The organism is Amycolatopsis sp. NPDC114503, from assembly GCF_055633655.1.
Map to the genome: position 1 here is coordinate 140948 of NZ_JBVKDT010000015.1, position 18806 is coordinate 159753.

Below are 18806 nucleotides of genomic sequence, written 5' to 3' on the forward strand. Positions count from 1 at the left end.
CCGGACGGCTCCCGCCAGCCTCAGAACAACAACGGCAGCAACGCTTGGCGCCGCTTCAGCACCGCGCCGTAGCGGGCGTCGAGGCGCAGCCACGAATCGGTGGCGGTCACGCGGATCACGTCGCCGTCGATCGACGAATCGAACAAACCCATGCCGGACAACGCGAACAGGCATCGCATCTGGACCTTGACCTCGAGGTCTCCCCCGGTGACGGTGAGCACCGCCTGGTCCATCAGCGAAGCGGGCGGCGTGCCGTGCGGCCCGGCGTTGTCGCGGGCGAGCGCGACGCCGCGGTCAGCCAGCTCCGACACCACGCCGACCGGCAGCTCGTCGACCTTCTGCCAGCGGTCGGACACCGGAAGCTCGGCTTGCCACAGCAAATCGCGCGCCGGACCCGGGTCCATCACCTCGCCGCCCGCGACGGCGAGCGCCGCGAGCAGTTCGTTGCCGGACACCGTGACGTCCGCCGGGGTCACCGTCCCCGACACCGCGCGGGTGGCGAGGACCTCGAACGGCGTGGCCGTCCACGCTTCGACGACGTCGTCGCCCCGGCGGCGCAGCCGGACGGCGGTCGTGCCGTCCAGCCGCACCGCGCGGGCGACGAACGCGCTGAGCGTCTCCCGGTCTCCCGGATCGGCGATCCGCAGCTCAGGCATCGGCCAGCACCCGCTTGAGGAATTCCGATTCCGCGTCGCTGAAGCGGCGCGGCCGGAGCTCGACCGTGTTGTACGGAGCCAGCACGGTTTCCGCGGTGACCGCGACCGGATCGGCCGCTTCCGGGCCGGTCCGCACGACGTATCCGAGCGTCACCGTCGAGGCTTTCAGCTCCGCGAGCGTGATCTCCACGCGCACCGAGCGGCCGGGCGTCGCGACGATCGGCGCGCGGTAGTGCACGCCGAGCTTCACGACCACGACGCCCTTCGGCAGCTCGGTGAGCCCCGCGCGCTCGGCTTCGCCGAACAGCACGGGCACCCGGGCCTCTTCGAGCAACGTCACCACGTTCGCGTGGTTGACGTGCCCGTACACGTCCATGTCCGACCATCGCGGCTGGACGTGGGAAACGAATGTCACCGCACCGTGCTCCGGATCTGGCGCGCGGCCACGGACAGCGTCGCGAGGTCGAGCCGCCCGGAACGGGTGATCTCGTCCAGCGCCACGCGCGCCCGCGAAAGCCGCGACGCGTTGGCTTTCTCCCATTGCTCGATCTGCTCGTCGACGGACAGGTCCTGATCGCTGTGCCGCAGTGCGTCGAGCGCGATCGCGCGCAGGGAACCGTACACGTCGTCGCGCAGCGAGAGCCGGGCGAGGGCGTGCCAGCGGTTGCCGCGTTCCAGTGCGCTGATCTCGGTGAGCATCTTGTCGATGTCCAGGTGGTCCGACAGCGCGTAGTACAGCTCGGCGGTGTCCGCCGGGGTGTGCGTCGCGTCGAGCCCGACCTGCTGCTCGGCCAGCTCCGCCACCTCGACCACGTCGAGCAGGCCGTAGCTGTGCAGCAGCAGCGCCACCCGGCGGGCGAGATCGGCGGGCACGCCTTCGGAGACCATCCCGGCCGCGTCCTGCTCCACCGACTCCAGTTCGCGCCCGCGCAGCAGCTCGCCCAGCTTCGGGCCGAGCTCCGCGAGCACCGGGCCGAACCGGTTGATCTCGGCCAGCGGCGCGAGCGGCTGCGGGCGGTTGGTGAGGAACCAGCGCGCGGCCCGGTCGAGCAGCCGCCGCGTCTCCAGCACCATCCGGTCCGCGATCGCGGTCGGCACCACGTTGTCCAGCGCGTCGATCTCGGCCCACAGCTTCGGCAGGTCGTAGACGTGCGTGACCACCGCGTACGCGCGCACCGCGTCGGTGGCGGTCGCGTTCATCTCCTCCATCAGGCGGTAGACGAACGAGATGCCGCCGCCGTCGACCAGCTCGTTGGTGATCAGCGTGGTGATGATCTGGCGGCGCAGCGGGTGCTGCGCGATCGCCGCGGCGAAGGGTTCGCGCAGCGGGGCCGGGAAGTACTCCGGCAGCCGGCGGGTGAACACCTCGGATTCGGGCAGGTCGGAGGCGAGCAGCTCGTCCTTGAGGTCGAGCTTCACGTGCGCGAGCAGCGTCGCCAGCTCCGGCGAGGTCAGGCCCTCGCCCGCCTTCTCCAGCGCGCGGAACTGCGACGGGCTCGGCAGCGCCTCCAGCTTGCGGTCGAATGCGCCCTTCGCGACCAGTGCGGACACCTGCCGCGCGTGCACCGAGACCATCGGCCCGGCGTGCGCCCGGCTGACGCCGAGCACCGCGTTCTGCCGGTAGTTGTCGGCGAGCACGAGCGAGCCGACCTCGTCGGTCATCTCGCCGAGCAGCTCGTTGCGCCGCGCGTGCTGCAGTTCGCCGCCCGCCACGAGGTGGTCGAGCAGGATCTTGATGTTGACCTCGTGGTCGGAGCAGTCGACGCCGGCCGAGTTGTCGAGCGCGTCGGTGTTGATCTTGCCGCCGCTGCGGGCGAATTCGATCCGGCCGAGCTGGGTCAGGCCCAGGTTGCCGCCCTCGCCGACGACCTGCACGCGCAGCTGGTTGCCGTTGACGCGGATCGCGTCGTTGGCCTTGTCGCCCGCCGCGGCCTGGCTTTCGCTCTCGGCCTTGACGTAGGTGCCGATGCCGCCGTTCCACAGCAGTTCGACCGGGGCCAGCAGGATCGCCTGGATCAGGTCCATCGGGGCGAGCTTCGTGACGCCCTCGTCGAGGCCGAGCGCCTCGCGGACCTGCGGGGTGATCGGGATGGTCTTGGCCGAACGCGGGTAGATCCCGCCGCCCTCGCTGATCAGCGAGCGGTCGTAGTCGTCCCACGAGCTGCGCGGCAGGTCGAACAGCCGCTTCCGCTCCGCGTAGGTCGAGGCGGCGTCCGGGTTCGGGTCGAGGAAGACGTGCATGTGGTTGAACGCCGCGACCAGCCGGATGTGCTGCGACAGCAGCATGCCGTTGCCGAAGACGTCGCCCATCATGTCGCCGATGCCGACGACGGTGAAGTCCTCGGTCTGGGTGTCCTTGCCCAGCTCGCGGAAGTGCCGCTTCACGCTCTCCCACGCGCCCTTGGCGGTGATGCCCATGGCCTTGTGGTCGTAGCCGACCGAACCGCCGGAGGCGAACGCGTCGCCGAGCCAGAAGCCGTACTGCGCCGAGACTTCGTTGGCGATGTCGGAGAACTTCGCGGTGCCCTTGTCCGCCGCGACGACCAGGTAGCTGTCGTCGGCGTCGTGGCGCACCACGTTCGGCGCGGGCACAGTCTCGCCCTCGACGCGGTTGTCGGTGAGGTCCAGCAGGCCGGAGATGAACATCCGGTAGCAGGAAATGCCCTCGGTGAGCTGGGCGTCGCGGTCGACGCCGGCGTCGCCGGTCGGGCGCGGCGGACGCTTCACCACGAAGCCGCCCTTCGCGCCGACCGGCACGATCACCGCGTTCTTCACCGCCTGTGCCTTGACCAGGCCCAGGATCTCGGTGCGGAAGTCCTCCTGCCGGTCCGACCAGCGCAGGCCGCCGCGGGCGACCTCGCCGAAGCGCAGGTGCACGCCCTCGACGCGCGGCGAGTACACGAAGATCTCGTACTTCGGGTGCGGCTCGGGCAGCTCGGGCACGCCGCTCGGGTCGAGCTTGAGCGCCAGGTACGGCCGCGGGTTCCCGTCGGCGTCGCGCACGTGGTAATTCGTGCGCAGCGTCGCGTTGATGACCGCGAGCAGCCGGCGCAGGATCCGGTCCTCGTCGAGGCTCGTGACCTCGTCGACCATCGAGGAGATCTCGGCGGTCAGCGATTCCGCGTGCGTCTTCCGGTCCACATCGGACAGTTGCGGATCGCAGCGGGTTTCGAAGAGCCGCAACAGTTTCGTCGAGACCTCGGTGTGCTTGACGAGCGTGTTCTGGATGTAGGCCTGGGAGAACGGGCTGCGCGCCTGCTGCAGGTACCGCGAGTACGCCCGCAGCACCGCCGCCTGGCGCCAGGTGAGCCCGGCGCGCAGCACGAGCGCGTTGAGGCCGTCGACCTCCGCCTCGCCCTGCCACGCCGCGTGGAACGCGTCCTGGAACCGCTCGCGCACCTGGACCGCGGCCGCCTCGTCGGCTTCTTCGAGGCCCTTCTTGTCGACGCGCAGGCCGAAGTCGTAGATCCAGCTGGCCCCGCCGTCCTCGCGGAACAGCTCGTACGGCCGCTCGTCCACCACCTCGACGCCCATCGCCTGCAGCACCGGCAGCACCTTGGACAGGGTGACGCCCTCGCCGCGCAGGTAGAGCTTGAAGCGCCGCTCGCCGGGTTCAGCGTCCGCGGGCAGGTAGAACGACAGCGCGAGGTCGCCCTCGTCGGCGAGGGTGTCGAGCTTGGCCAGGTCGGCCAGCGCGTCCTCGGCGGTGAAATCTTCCTTGTACGCCTCGGGGAACACCGCGCCGAAGCGCTGTCCGCGGTCGACCGCGGACTCCTCGCCCGTCATCCCGGTCGGGCTGCCGTCGCCGACGCGTTCGCGGCGTTCGGCGATGATCGCCTCGACCAGCCGGTCGTCCCAGCTGCGCACGACGGTGTTGAGCCGCTCCTGGATCCGCAGCGTGTCCGGCTCGACCGCGTTCGTCGGGTCGGTGTGCACCATGAAGTGCACCTGCGCCAGCAGCGTCTCGCCGACGCGCGCGCTGTACTCCAGCTGCGTGCCTTCGAGTTCTTCCAGCAGCACCTCCTGCATCGCCAGCCGCGAGCGCGTCGTGTAGCGGTCGCGCGGCAGGTAGACCAGGCAGGAGTAGAAGCGGCCGTACGGGTCGCGGCGCAGGAACAGCCGCAGCCGGCGACGGTCGGACAGGGTGATCGCGCCGGTGGTGGTGTAGAAGAGCGAATCGGTGTCGGCGGAGAACAGGTCCGCGCGCGGCCAGTTCTGCAGGACCTCCAGCATCCGCTGGCCCGAGAACGACTCCATCGGGAACCCGGCGCGGTGGATCACCTCGCGCACCCGCTGGCCGACCACCGGGATGTCGAGCACGTTCTCGTGCAGCGCGGTGGTGGTGAACATGCCGAGGAACCGGTGCTCGCCGGTGACCTTGCCGTGCTCGTCGAAGGTCTTCACGCCGACGTAATACGGATAAACCGGACGGTGCACCGTGCTCGGCGCGCTGGCCTGGGTGAGCACGAGCAGCGACGGCGCGAGCGCGTCGACCGAGCTGTCCGGACCCGCGGTGAGGCTGCGCGCGGCGAGGCTGTCCTGGCGCAGCACGCCCAGCCCGGACGCGAGAACCGCGCGCAGGGCGGGCTCGTCGCTGTCCGGCTGCGGGCTCTCGACCAGCTCGTACTTGCGGTAGCCGAGGAAAGTGAAGTGGCCGTCGGCGAGCCAGCGCAGCAGGCGGGAGCCCTCCACGACCTGGTCGCCCGAGAGCTTCGGCGGGTGCTGCTCGAGGGTTTCCGCGAGCGAGCAGGCGGTCTGCGCCATCTTCTCGGCGTCCTCGACGACCTCGCGCACGTCGCCGAGCACCGACGTCAGCCGGTTGTCCAGCTCGCGCGCCCGCTGCGGGTCGGTGACGAGGTCGATTTCCACCAGCATCCACGATTCCGCGGACGCGCCAGCGGGCGGATCGGCCGGGTCGGCGTCGAGGTGCAGGCCCTCCAGCTCGCCGGTCAGGCCGCGGCTCACCACGACGATCGGGTGCACGATGCGCTGCACCTGCACGCCGTCGCGGGCGAACTCCGCGGTGACGCTGTCCACGAGATAGGGCATGTCGTCGGTGACCACCTGGACGACGGTCGCGTCGCGCGTCCAGCCGTCCTCGGCGGTGGTCGGGTTCAGCAGGCGGACCGCCGGGCGTCCGGGCATGCGCTGCTTCGCCAGCTGCAGGTGCGAGCGCACCGCGCCGACGAGCGCGACCGGATCGTCGCCGACGATCTCGTCGGCCGGAATGTGCCGGTAGTACAAGCGGATCAGGTCCGCGATCTCCGGCGCCTGCGCCGCGGCGGTGTCGATCAGCTCGTCCCGGATCTGTTCCGGGCTGGCCGTGCGGCGGGCGGCGCCGGCTTCGGTGCCGACATCGGGCGGGGACGAGACTCCCGTCGAGCTCATTGAGCAACTCTCCAGTGTGCGAGACCGAGATGCGTCCGTCACCACAACGTGCCGGACTTCCCTCACCCTAATCCGCCGACAGACGCCCCCGTGCGCGGCGGGGAAAGACTTAAGGTTCGTTTCAGGGGTCCCCGGCGGTGCGCTCGCGCGGGATCGGTTCAGCTACCGGCGAGTTCGGCGCGGGCGGCTTTCGGCAAAAGGCTTGGCACGAGGCCGGAGGACGGGTTTCCCGGGCGCGGCGGCTGCTTCGGGATCGGTTCAGTGCCCGTATCGCCCGCGGCGGGAAGGGAAAAGGTTGCGTCCCTCCCCTGCGAGAATTCCCACCCGGACGGGCTAATTCTTCCGTTGCGGCGGAGGGAGCGGGGTGGGCTGGGAGGAGCAGCCGGGTTTCAGGCGGGCGGCTGGGAGGAGTAGTCGGGTTTCAGGACGGGGTGGGCCGGGAGGAACAGCCAGGTTTTAGGACAGGGCGCGCCGGGAGGAACAGCCAGGTTGCAGGACAGGGCGGGTCCGGGGTGCTCGCAGACCGGTCGAGCCGGGGCGGCTTGTGCTGCATAATCTCGGCGCGCCCGGTCGGCCGGTCGGTGAGGGAAAACCGTTTGGCCCAGCGCAAAAGGCGGCGATCGACCGGAGCTTTCCGCTCTGCCGCGGAGTACTCCCGCAGAGGCTTTTGCGCTCCGCCGCGGGGTACTCCCGCAGAGGCCTTTCCGCTCTGCCGCGGGGTACTCCCGCAGAGGCATTTGCGCTCCGCCGCGGGGTACTCCCGCAGAGGCCTTTCCGCTCTGCCGCGGAGTACTCCCGCAGAGGCATTTGCGCTCCGCTGCGGAGTGCTCCCGCAGCAGCTTTTCCGTTCCGCCGCGGAGTAACCCCGCAGAGGTCTGTGAGGGGAACCCTGAGGGAATCTGATTCCGTCAGGGTTCCCCTCACAGACCTCTCGAAGCCAGAGCCACGCGATTCTTCGCGTCGATGCGGTTTCCCGCCACCAGCGCGGGCCGCATGGCTGCTCCCCGGCAGAGATCCGTGATTCTCCGCGTCGGGGCGCAAATCCCCTGTCCCGCTGCGGAATCTGCCCGGTCAAGCCAGCGCTTGCGCCCCGAATCCTTGCGGCGCAACAACTTTCCGACGCGCTGGTCAGTCGCCGTTGTTGTGGCGACGGTCCGCGGTCGCCCGGCCGTTGATCGGCTTCGGCTCGTCGTTCGGGCCGAGGCGTTTCACCAGCGCGGCCGCGCTCGCCGTCCCTGCCTGGTGTTCGGCGAGGGCGCGGGCGAGCAGTTCCGCGAGACCTGCGTCCGGCGGCGGTTCGTCCGACGCAATGGCTCGCGCGTAGCCCTCCGGGAACGGCTGGTCCGACGGCGTCCACTCGTCGATGTCGGACAGCGGGTCCAGCGCCGGGGGCATCCGCAGCCGGGGCAGCCAGGGCTCCTCGGCCGGCTTCGGCTCCTCCGGACGCGGCGCGGGAGCCAGCTCCGGCTTGTCCTGCGCCGCGGTTTCCGTTTCCGCGACGGCGGATTCGGGACGTCCTGCCTCGTCGGCCCGGCGGCGTCCCCCGCCTCCGCCGGTCGCGGTGATGCCCAGCCGGTCCAGCACGGACTTCGCGGCGACCGAGCCGTGTTCGGCGTCGTGCCGGGTCTTGCGTCCGCGCGAATCGCGGCGGGCCGCTTCCTCCTGCGCCCATTCGGCGCTTTCCCACAACGGCGCGGCAGCCTCTTCCGCGGGAGCCGGGGCGAGCGGCAGCTCCGGCAGGATGTCCGACAGATCCGGCATCCGCAGCGAGAACCGCGGCGATTCCTCGGCCGCGGCTGGCGCTTCTTCCGCCGCGCGACGAGGGCTTTCCTTCCGCGCCCAGGGCGTTTTCGTGTCGTCAGCCGCCCGCGACGAACGGACGGGCGCGTCCTCGTCTTCCCGGCGCGCAGGCGCTTCCTCAGCGGCCCGCGGCTTCTCCGGCCAGCGAACCGACGTGTCTTCGACAGCCTGCGTCTTCGCGTTCTCCGCGGCTCGCGACGTCTCCGCACGGCGAACCGGTGTCTCGTCCGCGGCTCGCGATGTCTCCGCACGGCGAACCGGTGCCTCGTCCGCGGCTCGAGCCGGCCGTTGCGGCGTCTCGGCCCGACGACCCCGCACTTCCTCCGCAGCCCGAGTCCCGGCCGCGCCTTCCGCTCGCCGGGCTCCCGCGCTCTCCGCTCCGCGCGACGCGTCCCGCGACCCAGCAGCCTCCGCCCGGCGACCACCCCCGGCCGACGCCTGGCCAACCGGTTCCTCAGCGGCAACCGCCCGCACCGGAACATCCTCAGCCGCCCGTTTCCGCGGCGCGGGAGCTTCCGCGCCCTTCCGCCCGAACGGCCGCGCCCACCCCGGCAGCACCGGCGACTTGCGGTCCTCGGCCCGCCGACGTCCGCCAGTCCGCGGAGCCTCCTCGGCCGGTTCCCGGATCGCCGGCATCACCGACGTCTGCTCGACCTCGGCCTCCGCCGCGGCCCGCCGGAACGACCACGCAGGCTTCTTCTCCGCATCCTCGGCCCAGGCCGAAGCCGAAACCGGCTCCGCGGCCACCTCGACCTGCGCCGGAACGACCGGCAGCGGGGCCGCGACCGGATCCGGCCGCTGGGCGGGGACGTCGCGGATCGCCGGCATCACCGAGGTCTCCTCGGCCGCGACGCGCGGCTCGACCTCCATCGACACCGGGCGACCGTCGCGCGGGGCGGACGCGGCGAGGACGTCGTCGAGATCCATCGACGCCACCGATTCCGCGCCCAGCTCGCCCGCGATCAGCCCGCACGCCTGGCGCCGGGCCCGCGCGTGCACGTGTTCCGCGGCCCGCGCCCGGTGCAGGCATCCGATGGCCTCTTCCGCGCTGCCGAACCGTTCCTCGATCTGCGCCAGCTCCAGCCACAACCGCGCGGTGACCGCCGCGAGCCCGTGCCGGTCGGTGGCCGCGACGGCCTCCCCCACCAGCTCGGCAGCGGCGTCACCGGCGCCGGAAGGCAGATGAATGCGAGTCGCGACCGCCAGCCGCAGCCAGGCCGCGGGCGCGACTCCGGCGGCGCGGACCGGCTCCCGCAGCACGGGTTCGGCGATGTCGTAAGCCATGTCGGCGTCGCCGCGGTCGAGCAGCGTGCTCACCAGCTGGAGCACGAGCCGGATCCGGACGAGACCGCCGTCGTCGCCGGGACGGTCCATCTTCTCCAGGAACCCGAGCCCGGTCCGCGCGGCATCCGCGGCGGCGGTGAGATCGCCGTGGCGGCGCCGGTGCGCCGCGGTTCCGTTGCGCAGCAAGGCCCGCATGAGCAGCCGGTCGTCCGCGTCGAGCGAATCGTCGGCCACCAGCAGCCGGTCCGCCTCGACGAGCACCCGGTCCAGCTCCGCCTTCCGGCCGAACTGGGCGAGGCACCCGACGAGGTGGCACAACGCTTCCGCGCGCAGCGACGGCGGCACGTCCTCCGACAGCACCGGCCGCAGCGCGGCCAGCCCCATCAGCGGGACGCCGAGACTGCGCGCGCACACCGCGAGGTCGACGCGCAGCCGCGCCGCCGTCGTGGAGTACCCGGCGTGTTCGGCCGCGCGCAAAGCCGCGACCGCGCGGCCGACCGTGGACGTCCTCTTGCCGATCCGCACGCGAGCGGACACCACGAGCGCTTCCGCCCGGATCCAGTGCCCGTCCGCGCCCGCCGTCTCCGCGAGCGCGGCCGAGCGCTCGCCGAGAACCAGCGACAGCTCAGGCGCCCGGAAGCGCAGCGATTCCGCCCGGTCGATGAGCCGGCCGAGGTCGGAGAGGGTCCCGCCACTGGCAACGGCGGGCCGCCCGTCCGCGGTCGCGGACGGGCTGGGCCGGTTGTGCCTGCTGGTTTCCACTCGGGACCCCCGCGCCGGTCAGTCGCGCTTCAACTTGCGGTGGGTGACCCGGTGCGGACGAGCCGCTTCGGCGCCGAGGCGCTCGACCTTGTTCTTCTCGTAGCCTTCGAAGTTGCCCTCGAACCAGAACCACTTCGCGGGGTCTTCGTCGGTGCCTTCCCAGGCGAGGATGTGCGTCGCGACCCGGTCCAGGAACCACCGGTCGTGGGAAATCACGACCGCGCAGCCGGGGAACTGCTCCAGCGCGTTCTCCAGCGAGCCCAGCGTTTCGACGTCCAGGTCGTTCGTCGGCTCGTCCAGCAGGATCAGGTTCCCGCCCTCTTTGAGGGTCAGCGCGAGGTTGAGCCGGTTGCGCTCGCCGCCGGACAGGACGCCGGCCGGCTTCTGCTGGTCCGGGCCCTTGAAGCCGAACGCGCTCACGTAAGCGCGCGAGGGCATTTCGGTCTGCCCGACGTGGATGTAGTCGAGCTTGTCCGAGACGACCTCCCACACGGTCTTCTTCGGGTCGATCCCGCCGCGGCTCTGGTCCACATAGGACAGTTTGACCGTCTCGCCGATCTTGACCGAGCCGCCGTCCGGCTCCTCGAGCCCGACGATGGTCTTGAACAGCGTCGTCTTGCCGACGCCGTTCGGGCCGATCACGCCGACGATGCCGTTGCGCGGCAGGTCGAACGAGAGCCCGTCGATGAGCACCCGGTCGTCGAAGCCCTTGCGCAGCTTCTCGACCTCGACCACGACGCTGCCCAGACGCGGGCCCGGCGGGATCTGGATCTCCTCGAAGTCGAGCTTGCGGTGCTTGTCCGCCTCCGCGGCCATCTCCTCGTAGCGGTCGAGCCGCGAACGGGACTTGGTCTGGCGGGCCTTGGCGTTGGACCGCACCCACTCCAGCTCGCTCTTGAGCCGCTTGGCCAGCTTGGCGTCCTTCTTGCCCTGGACCTCGAGCCGCTCGCGCTTCTTCTCCAGGTACGTGGAGTAGTTGCCCTCGTAGCCGACGACGCGGCCGCGGTCGAGCTCCATGATCCACTCGGCGACATTGTCCAGGAAGTACCGGTCGTGGGTGACGGCCAGGACGGCGCCCTTGTAGTTGGAGAGGAACTGCTCCAGCCACAGCACGCTTTCGGCGTCCAGGTGGTTGGTGGGCTCGTCGAGCAGCAGCAGGTCGGGCGCGGAGAGCAGCAGCTTGCACAGCGCGACGCGGCGGCGCTCGCCGCCGGAGAGGTGGGTGACCGGCTCGTCCGGCGGCGGGCAGCGCAGGGCGTCCATGGCCTGCTCGACGGTCGAGTCGAGCTCCCAGGCGTCGGCGTGGTCCAGCTCCTCCTGGAGCTGGCCCATCTCCTCCATCAGCGCGTCGCTGTAGTCGGTCGCCATCAGCTCGGCGATCTCGTTGTAGCGATCGAGCTTCTGCTTGGTCTCGCCGAGGCCCTCCTCGACGTTCTGCCGAACGGTCTTCTCCTCGTTCAGCTCCGGCTCCTGCATGAGGATGCCGACGGTCGCGCCCGGCTGCAGGAAAGCCTCGCCGTTGCTGGCCTGCTCGATCCCCGCCATGATCTTGAGAACGGTCGACTTGCCGGCGCCGTTCGGACCCACGACGCCGATCTTGGCTCCGGGGTAGAACGCGGTGCTCACGTCGTCGAGGATCACCTTGTCCCCGACGGTCTTGCGCACCTTCTTCATGGTGTAGATGAACTCGGCCATGCCATCGATCGTAGAGTGGCTCCTCCGGCGGCCTGACGGCGGTCACCACCGTGCTACCGAGGGTCAGGTCGAGGTCACTCCGGTGACATCAAATCCGGTGCGTCAATCCGCCCGTTTACCGTCGGCGAGGTTCTTCAGCATCGCGTTGTAGGCAGCGAGTTCCTCGCCGCCGGTGTTCTCCTCGCGCCGGTCGCGCCGCTTCGCCTCGCGCTCGTCCTGGCGCGCCCACTGCACCAGCAGCGCGATCAGCACGAGCAGCACCGGCACCTCGCCCGAGGCCCACGCGATGCCGCCGCCGAGCCGCTGGTCGGTCAGCAGGTCGCCGACCCACGGCAGCTTCAGCGACGTGTAGAACTCGCGGCCGATCACGGTCTGCATGTTCATCAGGATCACGCCGAAGAACGCGTGGAACGGCATCGCGCCGAACATCATCCCGAGCTTGCCGACCGGCGGCAGCCGCCGCGGCGCGGGGTCGACGCCGATCACCGGCCAGTAGAAGACGTAGCCGACGAGCAGGAAGTGCGCGTTCATCGCCAGGTGCGCCCAGTGGTAGTTGAGCGCGTTGTCGAAGAGGCCGGAGAAATACAGTCCGTAGAAGGACCCGACGAACAGCAGCAGCGCGACGATCGGGTTCGTCAGGAACCGCGACACCGGCGAGTGCACGGCGGCCAGCAGCCATTCGCGCGGTCCCGGAGGCGCGTCGCGGCCGGCCGGGGACAGCGCGCGCAGGGCGAGTGTCACCGGGCCGCCCAGCACCAGCAGCACCGGCGCGACCATCGACATCAGCATGTGCGTGCCCATGTGCACGCTGAACATCGCGGGCGCGTACCGGCCGATGCCCGACGACGTGGCCAGCAGGATCACCAGGCAGCCGGCGAGCCACGCGACGGTCCGGCCGACCGGCCAGGTGTCGCCGCGCTTGCGCAGCCGCCGCACGCCGAGGAGGTAGAGACCGGCGAGAACGATCGCGAGGGTTCCGTAGACGAGGTCGAACCGCCAGTCGGTGAGCAGCCGCCAGAACGTCGGCGGGCCCTGGAGGTCGTAGCCGATGAGGAGTTCGACGGTGCCCGGCTGGGTGACCGCGTCCGGCGGCGGTGGCGTGCGGGCGAGGCCGGACGCGATGCCGATGGTGACGAACATGATCAGCACTTCGACGGCGGCGAGCCTAAGCAGCTGGCTGCCGCCCTTGCCGTCGACCAGGTTCGCGACGCCGCGGCTGCGCTGCTGCTGGCCGAAGACGCCGAGCAGCAGCAGGGCGACGATCTTGGCGACGACGAGCAGGCCGTAGTCGGTGGTGAACAGGTCGCCGAGGTTGATCCGGACCAGCGCGTTGACGATGCCGGACACCGCCATCACGACCCAGCAGACCAGGGCGAGCTTGGAGAACCGCTGCGCGGCGAGGCTGAGGTTCTTGCCGCGGCGCCAGCCGAGCGCGAGCACGGCCAGCAGCCCGCCGACCCACAGCGCGGCCGCGACGAGGTGGTACAGCAGGCTGTTGGTGGCCAGGTCGTGCGAGCCGCCGCTGGCCGAGTGCCCGGTGACCGCGACCGGGACGAGGCCGGCGACGGCCAGGAAGAACAGCACCGCCGTCCAGCCCCAGCTGAGCACCAGGCGGCAGCCGAGGGCGAGCAGGATCGCGATCAGAGCCGTCCACAGCCAGGCCTTGGGCTGTTCGATCGCGCTGACGAGGCTCAGCAGGGTGTCCGGGGAAAGGACGTCGCCGAACGGCTTGCCCGCGCTGTCCGCGGCGGTGAAGGCGACCGACAGGATCGAGGCCGCGAACCACACCCACGCGGCGATTCCCGCGGTGCGGACCGCGGCGTACCCCTCGGGCGCGAGCGTCCCGGATTTCTGTGGCGGCACGAGGAAAGCGGCCAGCAGCAAGGCGCCGACGCACACGACCGACGACGCCTCGGCGAGCACGCGGACCACCGTGACGCCGTACCGCGTGACGAGCCCGGGGTCCGGCAGCCCGGCGATGACGTAGCCCGCGCCGCCGGTGAGCGCGACGAGCCCGACCGCGACGACCGCGCCGAGCACGACTCCGACCGAAAGCAGCGGGAGCACACTCGTCTTGCGTCCGCGGTTCGGGGCGGGTTTCGTCACAGGTTCCGAGCTCACGCTACGAGACTAGGCCGGTCGCGCGCGGGGCGGCACCGGGGTGGGTTTCGCACCGGAACGCTCGCTTGCGGTGTTTGCGCTGGTCGAGCCGGGTCGCCGGGCGGAACCCGGTGCGCGGCAAGGCTTTCCTCTATGCTCCGCCGATGACCAGCAGCCGTCGCCGCCGCCCGACGCTGGACGACGTCGCGGAGGCGGTCGGGGTGTCGCGCGCCACTGTGTCCAACGCCTACAACCGGCCTGACCAGCTGTCCGCGCAGTTGCGGGAGCAGATTCTGCGCGTGGCGGGTGAACTCGGTTACCCCGGCCCGAACCCGACTGCCCGCAGTCTCGCCACGAGCCGCACCGGCGCGATCGCGTTCCTGCTCGATTCGTCGTTGTCGGCGGCCTTCTCCGACCCCGCGCTGTCGATCACCTTGGACGCGCTTGCGAAAACCATAGAACCCACCGGCAACGCGCTGCTGCTCTTGCCCGGCCGCGAAGCCCAGGAGGGACCGCCGGCGTCGCGAGTCCTGGCCGCACAAGCGGATATCGCCGTGGCGTACTCCCTCGCCGACGGCACACCGGGTCTGGAAGCCGTGCGGGCACGGGGTTTGCCGCTGGTGGTCATCGACCAGCCACCGCTGCCGGACACCGCCCGAGTCGGCTGCGACGACCGCGGCGGCGCGTCGTTGGCCGCACGCCATTTAGTGGAGCTGGGACATCGCCGCTTCGGAATCCTGGCCGCGCCACGGCTTTCCGCGGCCACCAGCCCCTTCCACGGCACCCGGGAGCGCCTCGCCGGATATCTCGACAGCCTGGCCGCCGCCGGCGTCACCGACATTTCCATCACCGAAGCCCCGTGGCTGTCCGCCTCGACCGCCCGCGCCGCCGCCACCGACCTGCTCACCGCCCCTGTACGGCCGACCGCCCTGCTCTGCATGTCCGACCAGCTCGCCTTCGCCGCGATCGCCGCCGCCCACCGGCTGGGCCTGCGCGTCCCGGCCGATGTGTCGATCGTCGGCTTCGACGACACCCCGCAGGCCGCGTGGTCTGAACCACCCCTCACCACCGTCCGCCAAGACCTCGCGGGCAAAGGCCGCGTCGCCGGAGAACTGGTGATGGCTCTCCTCGCTGCTTCCCCCGTCCCGCCTCCGGTCGTACTCCCGGTGTCGCTGGCAGTCCGCGAAAGCACCGCGGCGATTTAGCAAGACCGCTCGGCGATCTGTGGACAACTAGGTCTCGTCCGAGTGAAGGGAAACTACTTGTCCACAGACGTAGGAATGCGGGCAGACAAACCGCACGGAACCCGCCAAGGTGGAGAACACGCCCGGTTTCCCGGGATACCGCCGGCCGCTTCGCCCGGCGCCGCTTTCGATTGAGGGGGAGTTCCCACGATGTTCCGACGCCTGCTGCCGACCCTGCCGTTCCCGGGCCGCCGCTCCTGGCCCGCCGCCGCCCCGTCCCGCCTGCCCGGAGTGTTGCTGCTGGTCACCGCGGGCCTCCTGACCGGTTCCGGCCTGGCCCAAGCCGCTCCGGCCGCTCCCCCGGGTCCTGCTTGCACCGCGGGAGAGTTCTGCCTGTGGGACAGCGAAACGTATTCCGGAGGGGCACAGAGTTACGACCTGCGCACGGCAAATCCGGGTGATTGCATTCCCCTGCCCGAGGGATTCCAAGGGCATTCCTTCGTCAACCGGATGACCCGCGACGTCACGATCTACCAAGGAGCGGACTGTTCCACCGAGGGCGATTTCATCACCTATCCGGGCGGCGGGACGTACGTTCCGCAGTCCCCGTTCGCGGTGCGTGCCCTGAAAGTGTGGGAATAACCCGAGACCGGGCCAGGCGAACAAGGCGAGCTCCAGGCCGAGTCGACTCGCAGCCGAAGTTCGCCGGCCCGGGGGCCGCACCCCCGAGCGGCCCCCGGCCCGTGGGCGCGCAGCCCGCAAGACCCGCGCCCACGGGCCCCTGACCCCTCGCCTCCCGCTCCCGGCCCCGACCTGGGAGCGGGAGGCGAGGCCTGGGGTTCCGTCTTGGGAGAGCTGGGGTTCAGTTGTGGCAGGCCTGGGGTTCGTTGCGGAAGGCCCGCGGTTCCGTCGCGGCGGGCCTGGGGTTCCGTCGCGAAAGGCTTGGGTTCCGTCATGGCGGGCCTGGGGTTCGTCGCGAAAGGCTTGGGTTCCGTCGTGGTAGGCCCGGGGTTTCCGTCGCGGTGGACGTGGGCTTCCGTCGCGGCAGGCCTTGGGTTTCGTCATGGTTGGCCTGGGTTCCGTCGTGGCAGGCCCGGCTTCCGGCGCCGAGGGCGTGCGGATCCATCGCGGAAGTCCTGCGGATCCGTCGCGGCAGGCCTGGGGTTCCGTCTTGGTTGGCCGGTGTTCCGCCGCCGCGCGCCCGTCGTGCGCCAGGTTCACGCACCGGCCTGCCCCCGATCCGCAATGGCCGGCCGCTCGCCGGACCACACCCGAAAGTGGTTCGGCCCTGCCGCTGACCTGGCACCTCGACCCCTGACCACAACCGCCGAACCGCCCAACCCTCACCCGCCCGGCCAGACGTCCTACATCACAAGATCGCCACAGTCTCCACCAGCCCTCAGCCCCGAACCCCCGTCGCGCCCGCCGCCCCGGACAGGAGATCCAGGTGCCCAAGCTGCACAAACCGCCGCCCACCAGCCGCACCAGGCCGCTCTCCCGAGCGGTGCGTGCCGGAACCGTCGCGCGCTGTGGCATTCCGCCCCCAAGGCGCCGCAAAACCGACGAACGGAAGCTGAAACGATTCGACGGTGTCGAACGATCGAGAGATTGGCGATGACTAAGCTGCCCATGCTGGAGGTCAGCAGCTGTCGGCCACCCGGGCCCTCGTAGCTCAGCTGGATAGAGCAAGAGCCTTCTAATCTCTAGGTCGCAGGTTCGAGTCCTGCCGGGGGCACCACCAGGGGCAACGCTGTGCGAACGACAAGCACAGCGTTGCCCGAGCAAGAGACAGCGCATCCTCCAGCTCGCAGGTTCAGCTCCCGCCGGGACCCCATCGGGCCGGCCGCGCACGCCGCTGGCAGCCCGTCCCTCACGACCCGCCGTCTTCGCTCCCCGGCCGGGCCGAGACACACATGTGATCTTTCCTCTGCCCGCACTCTCCCTGGGACAACCATGCCTCACCCCCGCCAGCCCGGCCGACGGGCACAGAACGGAGCCGCCCGAGCCCTCTTCGAGGAAGCCCGCCGTGCCGGACTCGTCCAACGGCACCTGCGCAAACTCCACCACCTCGCCCGGCATCCAGGCTCACCGACAGCAAGCGCCCCGCCACCAACCGCAGCCCCACCCACTGCCGAGGCAGCACCCTCGGCCATCGCGCCAACACACCAGCCGCCCCGGGCACGCCGACGAAGACGCCCGCCGTCACAGCAACTCGCACTCGGCATCGACCTCGCCCGCCGGCCGACAAGGCCACCGCGCCGACCGTCCACAGAGGCCGTGGCATCCGACGAAGCCGCCTAGTCGCCGACCAAAACAGAACCGTTTGCTTCGAGCCCCGGCGAGGGTTCGCAGCCTCGGCGAGGTGCCTGCCAGCCAGCCGGACACCCGATGCCACCTCGGGGACCACGGACAGGCCTCACGGACCTCCGTCTGCCGTGTGCCCGAACCCGCCCGAATCCTGCGCAGGGCCCGGCCAAGGCAAAGGCACCCTGGCCAAGCCTGGTTCGAGGTCTCGGGCATGCATCTTCACCAGCCAAAGTCCACACCGAACTATCCAGACGACGCCCGACGCGACAGGCACCAGCGAACGTCGCCCCATCAGCGGCACGGCCGAGGCGTGCGCGAATGCGCTGGGCAAGTCCTGCGCCTCGAGGTACCAGGCCGACATCGCCCCGGACAACGCGTCAGCCCCGCTTGGAACACCGACGTCAACGACGCAATCCGACACAGCTTCCTGAGCGACCTCCAGCATGCTCGAGCACGTTCGAGGCAATGGTCACCGGCGACCGCTTCGCCACGAGGACTTCGAACGAAGACACCCTGACCCTGCCGAACCCGAGCGGGAGGGACGGCAAACCAGACCTGGCCGTGGTAGCCGCCGCGCGGAACCCTGAAGCGGTGAGGCAGCCATCGCAGCTTCAGCGCGGTCGGGTCCTGCTGCCTGGAAGATGTTCGCAGAGCCCTGTCGCCAGCGTCTGTAGAAGAAGGAAGCCGACGTCCTTGTCCCGAGGAGCTTTCGCGCGAGCAGCGCTGGCCTCAGTCGCGTATTTCCTTCGCACGAGCCAGCGCCTCTCGCCTGATTCGCTTCGTCGCCCCCGCGGAAGCCAGATATTCGAGCACTTGCCGATAAGAAGAAAGTTTCGCGGCACGCAACTGCAGCCACTGCGACCAGTTTTCCACCAAGCTCGGTTCAACAGTGTCGCTCGATCCCGAAACCAGCTCCTCAAGTACCGACAGATCCACCATTCTCGCCCTGGCGAGATCTTGTGAAGCACCGGCAGGAAGTACGCCTACCGCTATCTCGCGAAGCGACCCTGGGCCTTGCTCCAGCACATTCAAGACAACCGAAGTCGCGATAGCCTCGTCTGGCTCGCGGCTGATCAATGCGATCAGCTGATCGATCCCGGCGTCAAGCCGCATAGCTCGGCGATACACATCCCAGCGGGCGTGTCCGCTTTCGAATGAACTCGCTTCGAGCCCTAACCCCTGCGCGAACTTCCGCAGATCGCGCGCAAACGTCTCTTCAAGCATCAGCGATCTCCCGGAACACCAGCGCAACGAGCCACCATGTTCCCACAATCAAGATGCCCAACCGCTCCAGCATCGCCGCTCCCCCTTCGAGCCGAACGGCAGACGAGAGCCAATTTTCAAGCGACACAGCCATTGTCAGCGAGGCACAATGAGGCTCACGTTACGACCACGGAGGAAGCCACGTGTCTGGTCAGTTCATTCCCAACCAGCTTCGCGACCTGCGAACCCAGGCTGGCCTGACCCAAGCTGAGCTCGCAGAGAAAATCACAGCCGACGTCAGCCAGGTCAACAGCTACGAAAAGGGCGAGGAGATACCGAGTCGCGAAGCGGTCGCCCTCCTCGCCGAGGCCCTCGACACGACTGCCGGTCAGCTCGTCACGGGCAGCGGGGCAGCCGGGGCAACGAA

General features: G+C 70.2%; 9 protein-coding genes, 1 tRNA gene and 1 pseudogene. 4 read left to right on the top strand and 7 right to left on the bottom strand.

From position 1 onward, the window contains the following. Positions 1 to 20 precede the first annotated feature (20 nt). From ACZ7OI_RS42010 to ACZ7OI_RS42035, 6 genes are all read right to left on the bottom strand, one after another. The gene (locus ACZ7OI_RS42010) at positions 21 to 656 is read right to left on the bottom strand and encodes a DUF8010 domain-containing protein (protein WP_470269702.1); all 636 of its coding nucleotides are present in this window, start codon (positions 654 to 656) and stop codon (positions 21 to 23) included. Then, positions 649 to 1071 (bottom strand): acyl-CoA thioesterase, encoded by a 423-nt coding sequence (locus tag ACZ7OI_RS42015; protein WP_470269703.1) that lies wholly within the window; start codon positions 1069 to 1071, stop codon positions 649 to 651. The genes ACZ7OI_RS42010 and ACZ7OI_RS42015 overlap by 8 nt, the downstream gene beginning before the upstream one ends. Continuing rightward, entirely contained in the window at positions 1068 to 6044 is a 4977-nt protein-coding gene (locus tag ACZ7OI_RS42020) for an NAD-glutamate dehydrogenase (protein ID WP_470269704.1), read from the bottom strand. The genes ACZ7OI_RS42015 and ACZ7OI_RS42020 overlap by 4 nt, the downstream gene beginning before the upstream one ends. A 1128-nt stretch (positions 6045 to 7172) precedes the next feature. After that, positions 7173 to 9890 carry a hypothetical protein gene (locus tag ACZ7OI_RS42025; RefSeq protein WP_470269705.1) on the bottom strand — a complete coding sequence of 906 codons (2718 nt, stop codon included), beginning with the start codon at positions 9888 to 9890 and terminating at the stop codon, positions 7173 to 7175. Between the two features lie 18 nt (positions 9891 to 9908). Then, a complete protein-coding gene (gene ettA / locus ACZ7OI_RS42030) occupies positions 9909 to 11585 on the bottom strand; it encodes an energy-dependent translational throttle protein EttA (RefSeq protein ID WP_344283313.1) in 1677 nt (558 codons plus the stop codon). A gap of 102 nt (positions 11586 to 11687) precedes the next feature. Further along, on the bottom strand, positions 11688 to 13706 hold the full coding sequence (locus ACZ7OI_RS42035; RefSeq protein WP_470269706.1) for a bifunctional copper resistance protein CopD/cytochrome c oxidase assembly protein: 2019 nt from the start codon (positions 13704 to 13706) through the stop codon (positions 11688 to 11690). 143 nt (positions 13707 to 13849) lie between these two features. Between ACZ7OI_RS42035 and ACZ7OI_RS42040 the strand changes: the two genes are divergently transcribed. The 3 genes from ACZ7OI_RS42040 to ACZ7OI_RS42050 all read left to right on the top strand — a co-directional run bounded on the left by ACZ7OI_RS42040 (position 13850) and on the right by ACZ7OI_RS42050 (position 16607). Then, positions 13850 to 14890, top strand: coding sequence for a LacI family DNA-binding transcriptional regulator (locus ACZ7OI_RS42040; protein WP_470269707.1), 1041 nt, complete (start codon positions 13850 to 13852; stop codon positions 14888 to 14890). Positions 14891 to 15151: 261 nt separating this feature from the next. Continuing rightward, complete coding sequence (locus ACZ7OI_RS42045) at positions 15152 to 15511, top strand: peptidase inhibitor family I36 protein (RefSeq protein WP_470269765.1); 360 nt, start codon at positions 15152 to 15154, stop codon at positions 15509 to 15511. Between the two features lie 1019 nt (positions 15512 to 16530). After that, a tRNA-Arg gene (locus ACZ7OI_RS42050) sits at positions 16531 to 16607 on the top strand. A 1298-nt stretch (positions 16608 to 17905) separates the two neighbouring features. Here the strand turns inward: ACZ7OI_RS42050 and ACZ7OI_RS42055 are convergent. After that, positions 17906 to 18400 (bottom strand): hypothetical protein, encoded by a 495-nt coding sequence (locus ACZ7OI_RS42055; RefSeq protein WP_470269708.1) that lies wholly within the window; start codon positions 18398 to 18400, stop codon positions 17906 to 17908. Between the two features lie 182 nt (positions 18401 to 18582). On the opposite strand from ACZ7OI_RS42055, the pseudogene ACZ7OI_RS42060 reads away from it, so the two are divergent. Continuing rightward, positions 18583 to 18753 (top strand): annotated as a pseudogene (locus ACZ7OI_RS42060) (helix-turn-helix transcriptional regulator); the annotation flags it as partial. Positions 18754 to 18806 lie beyond the last annotated feature (53 nt).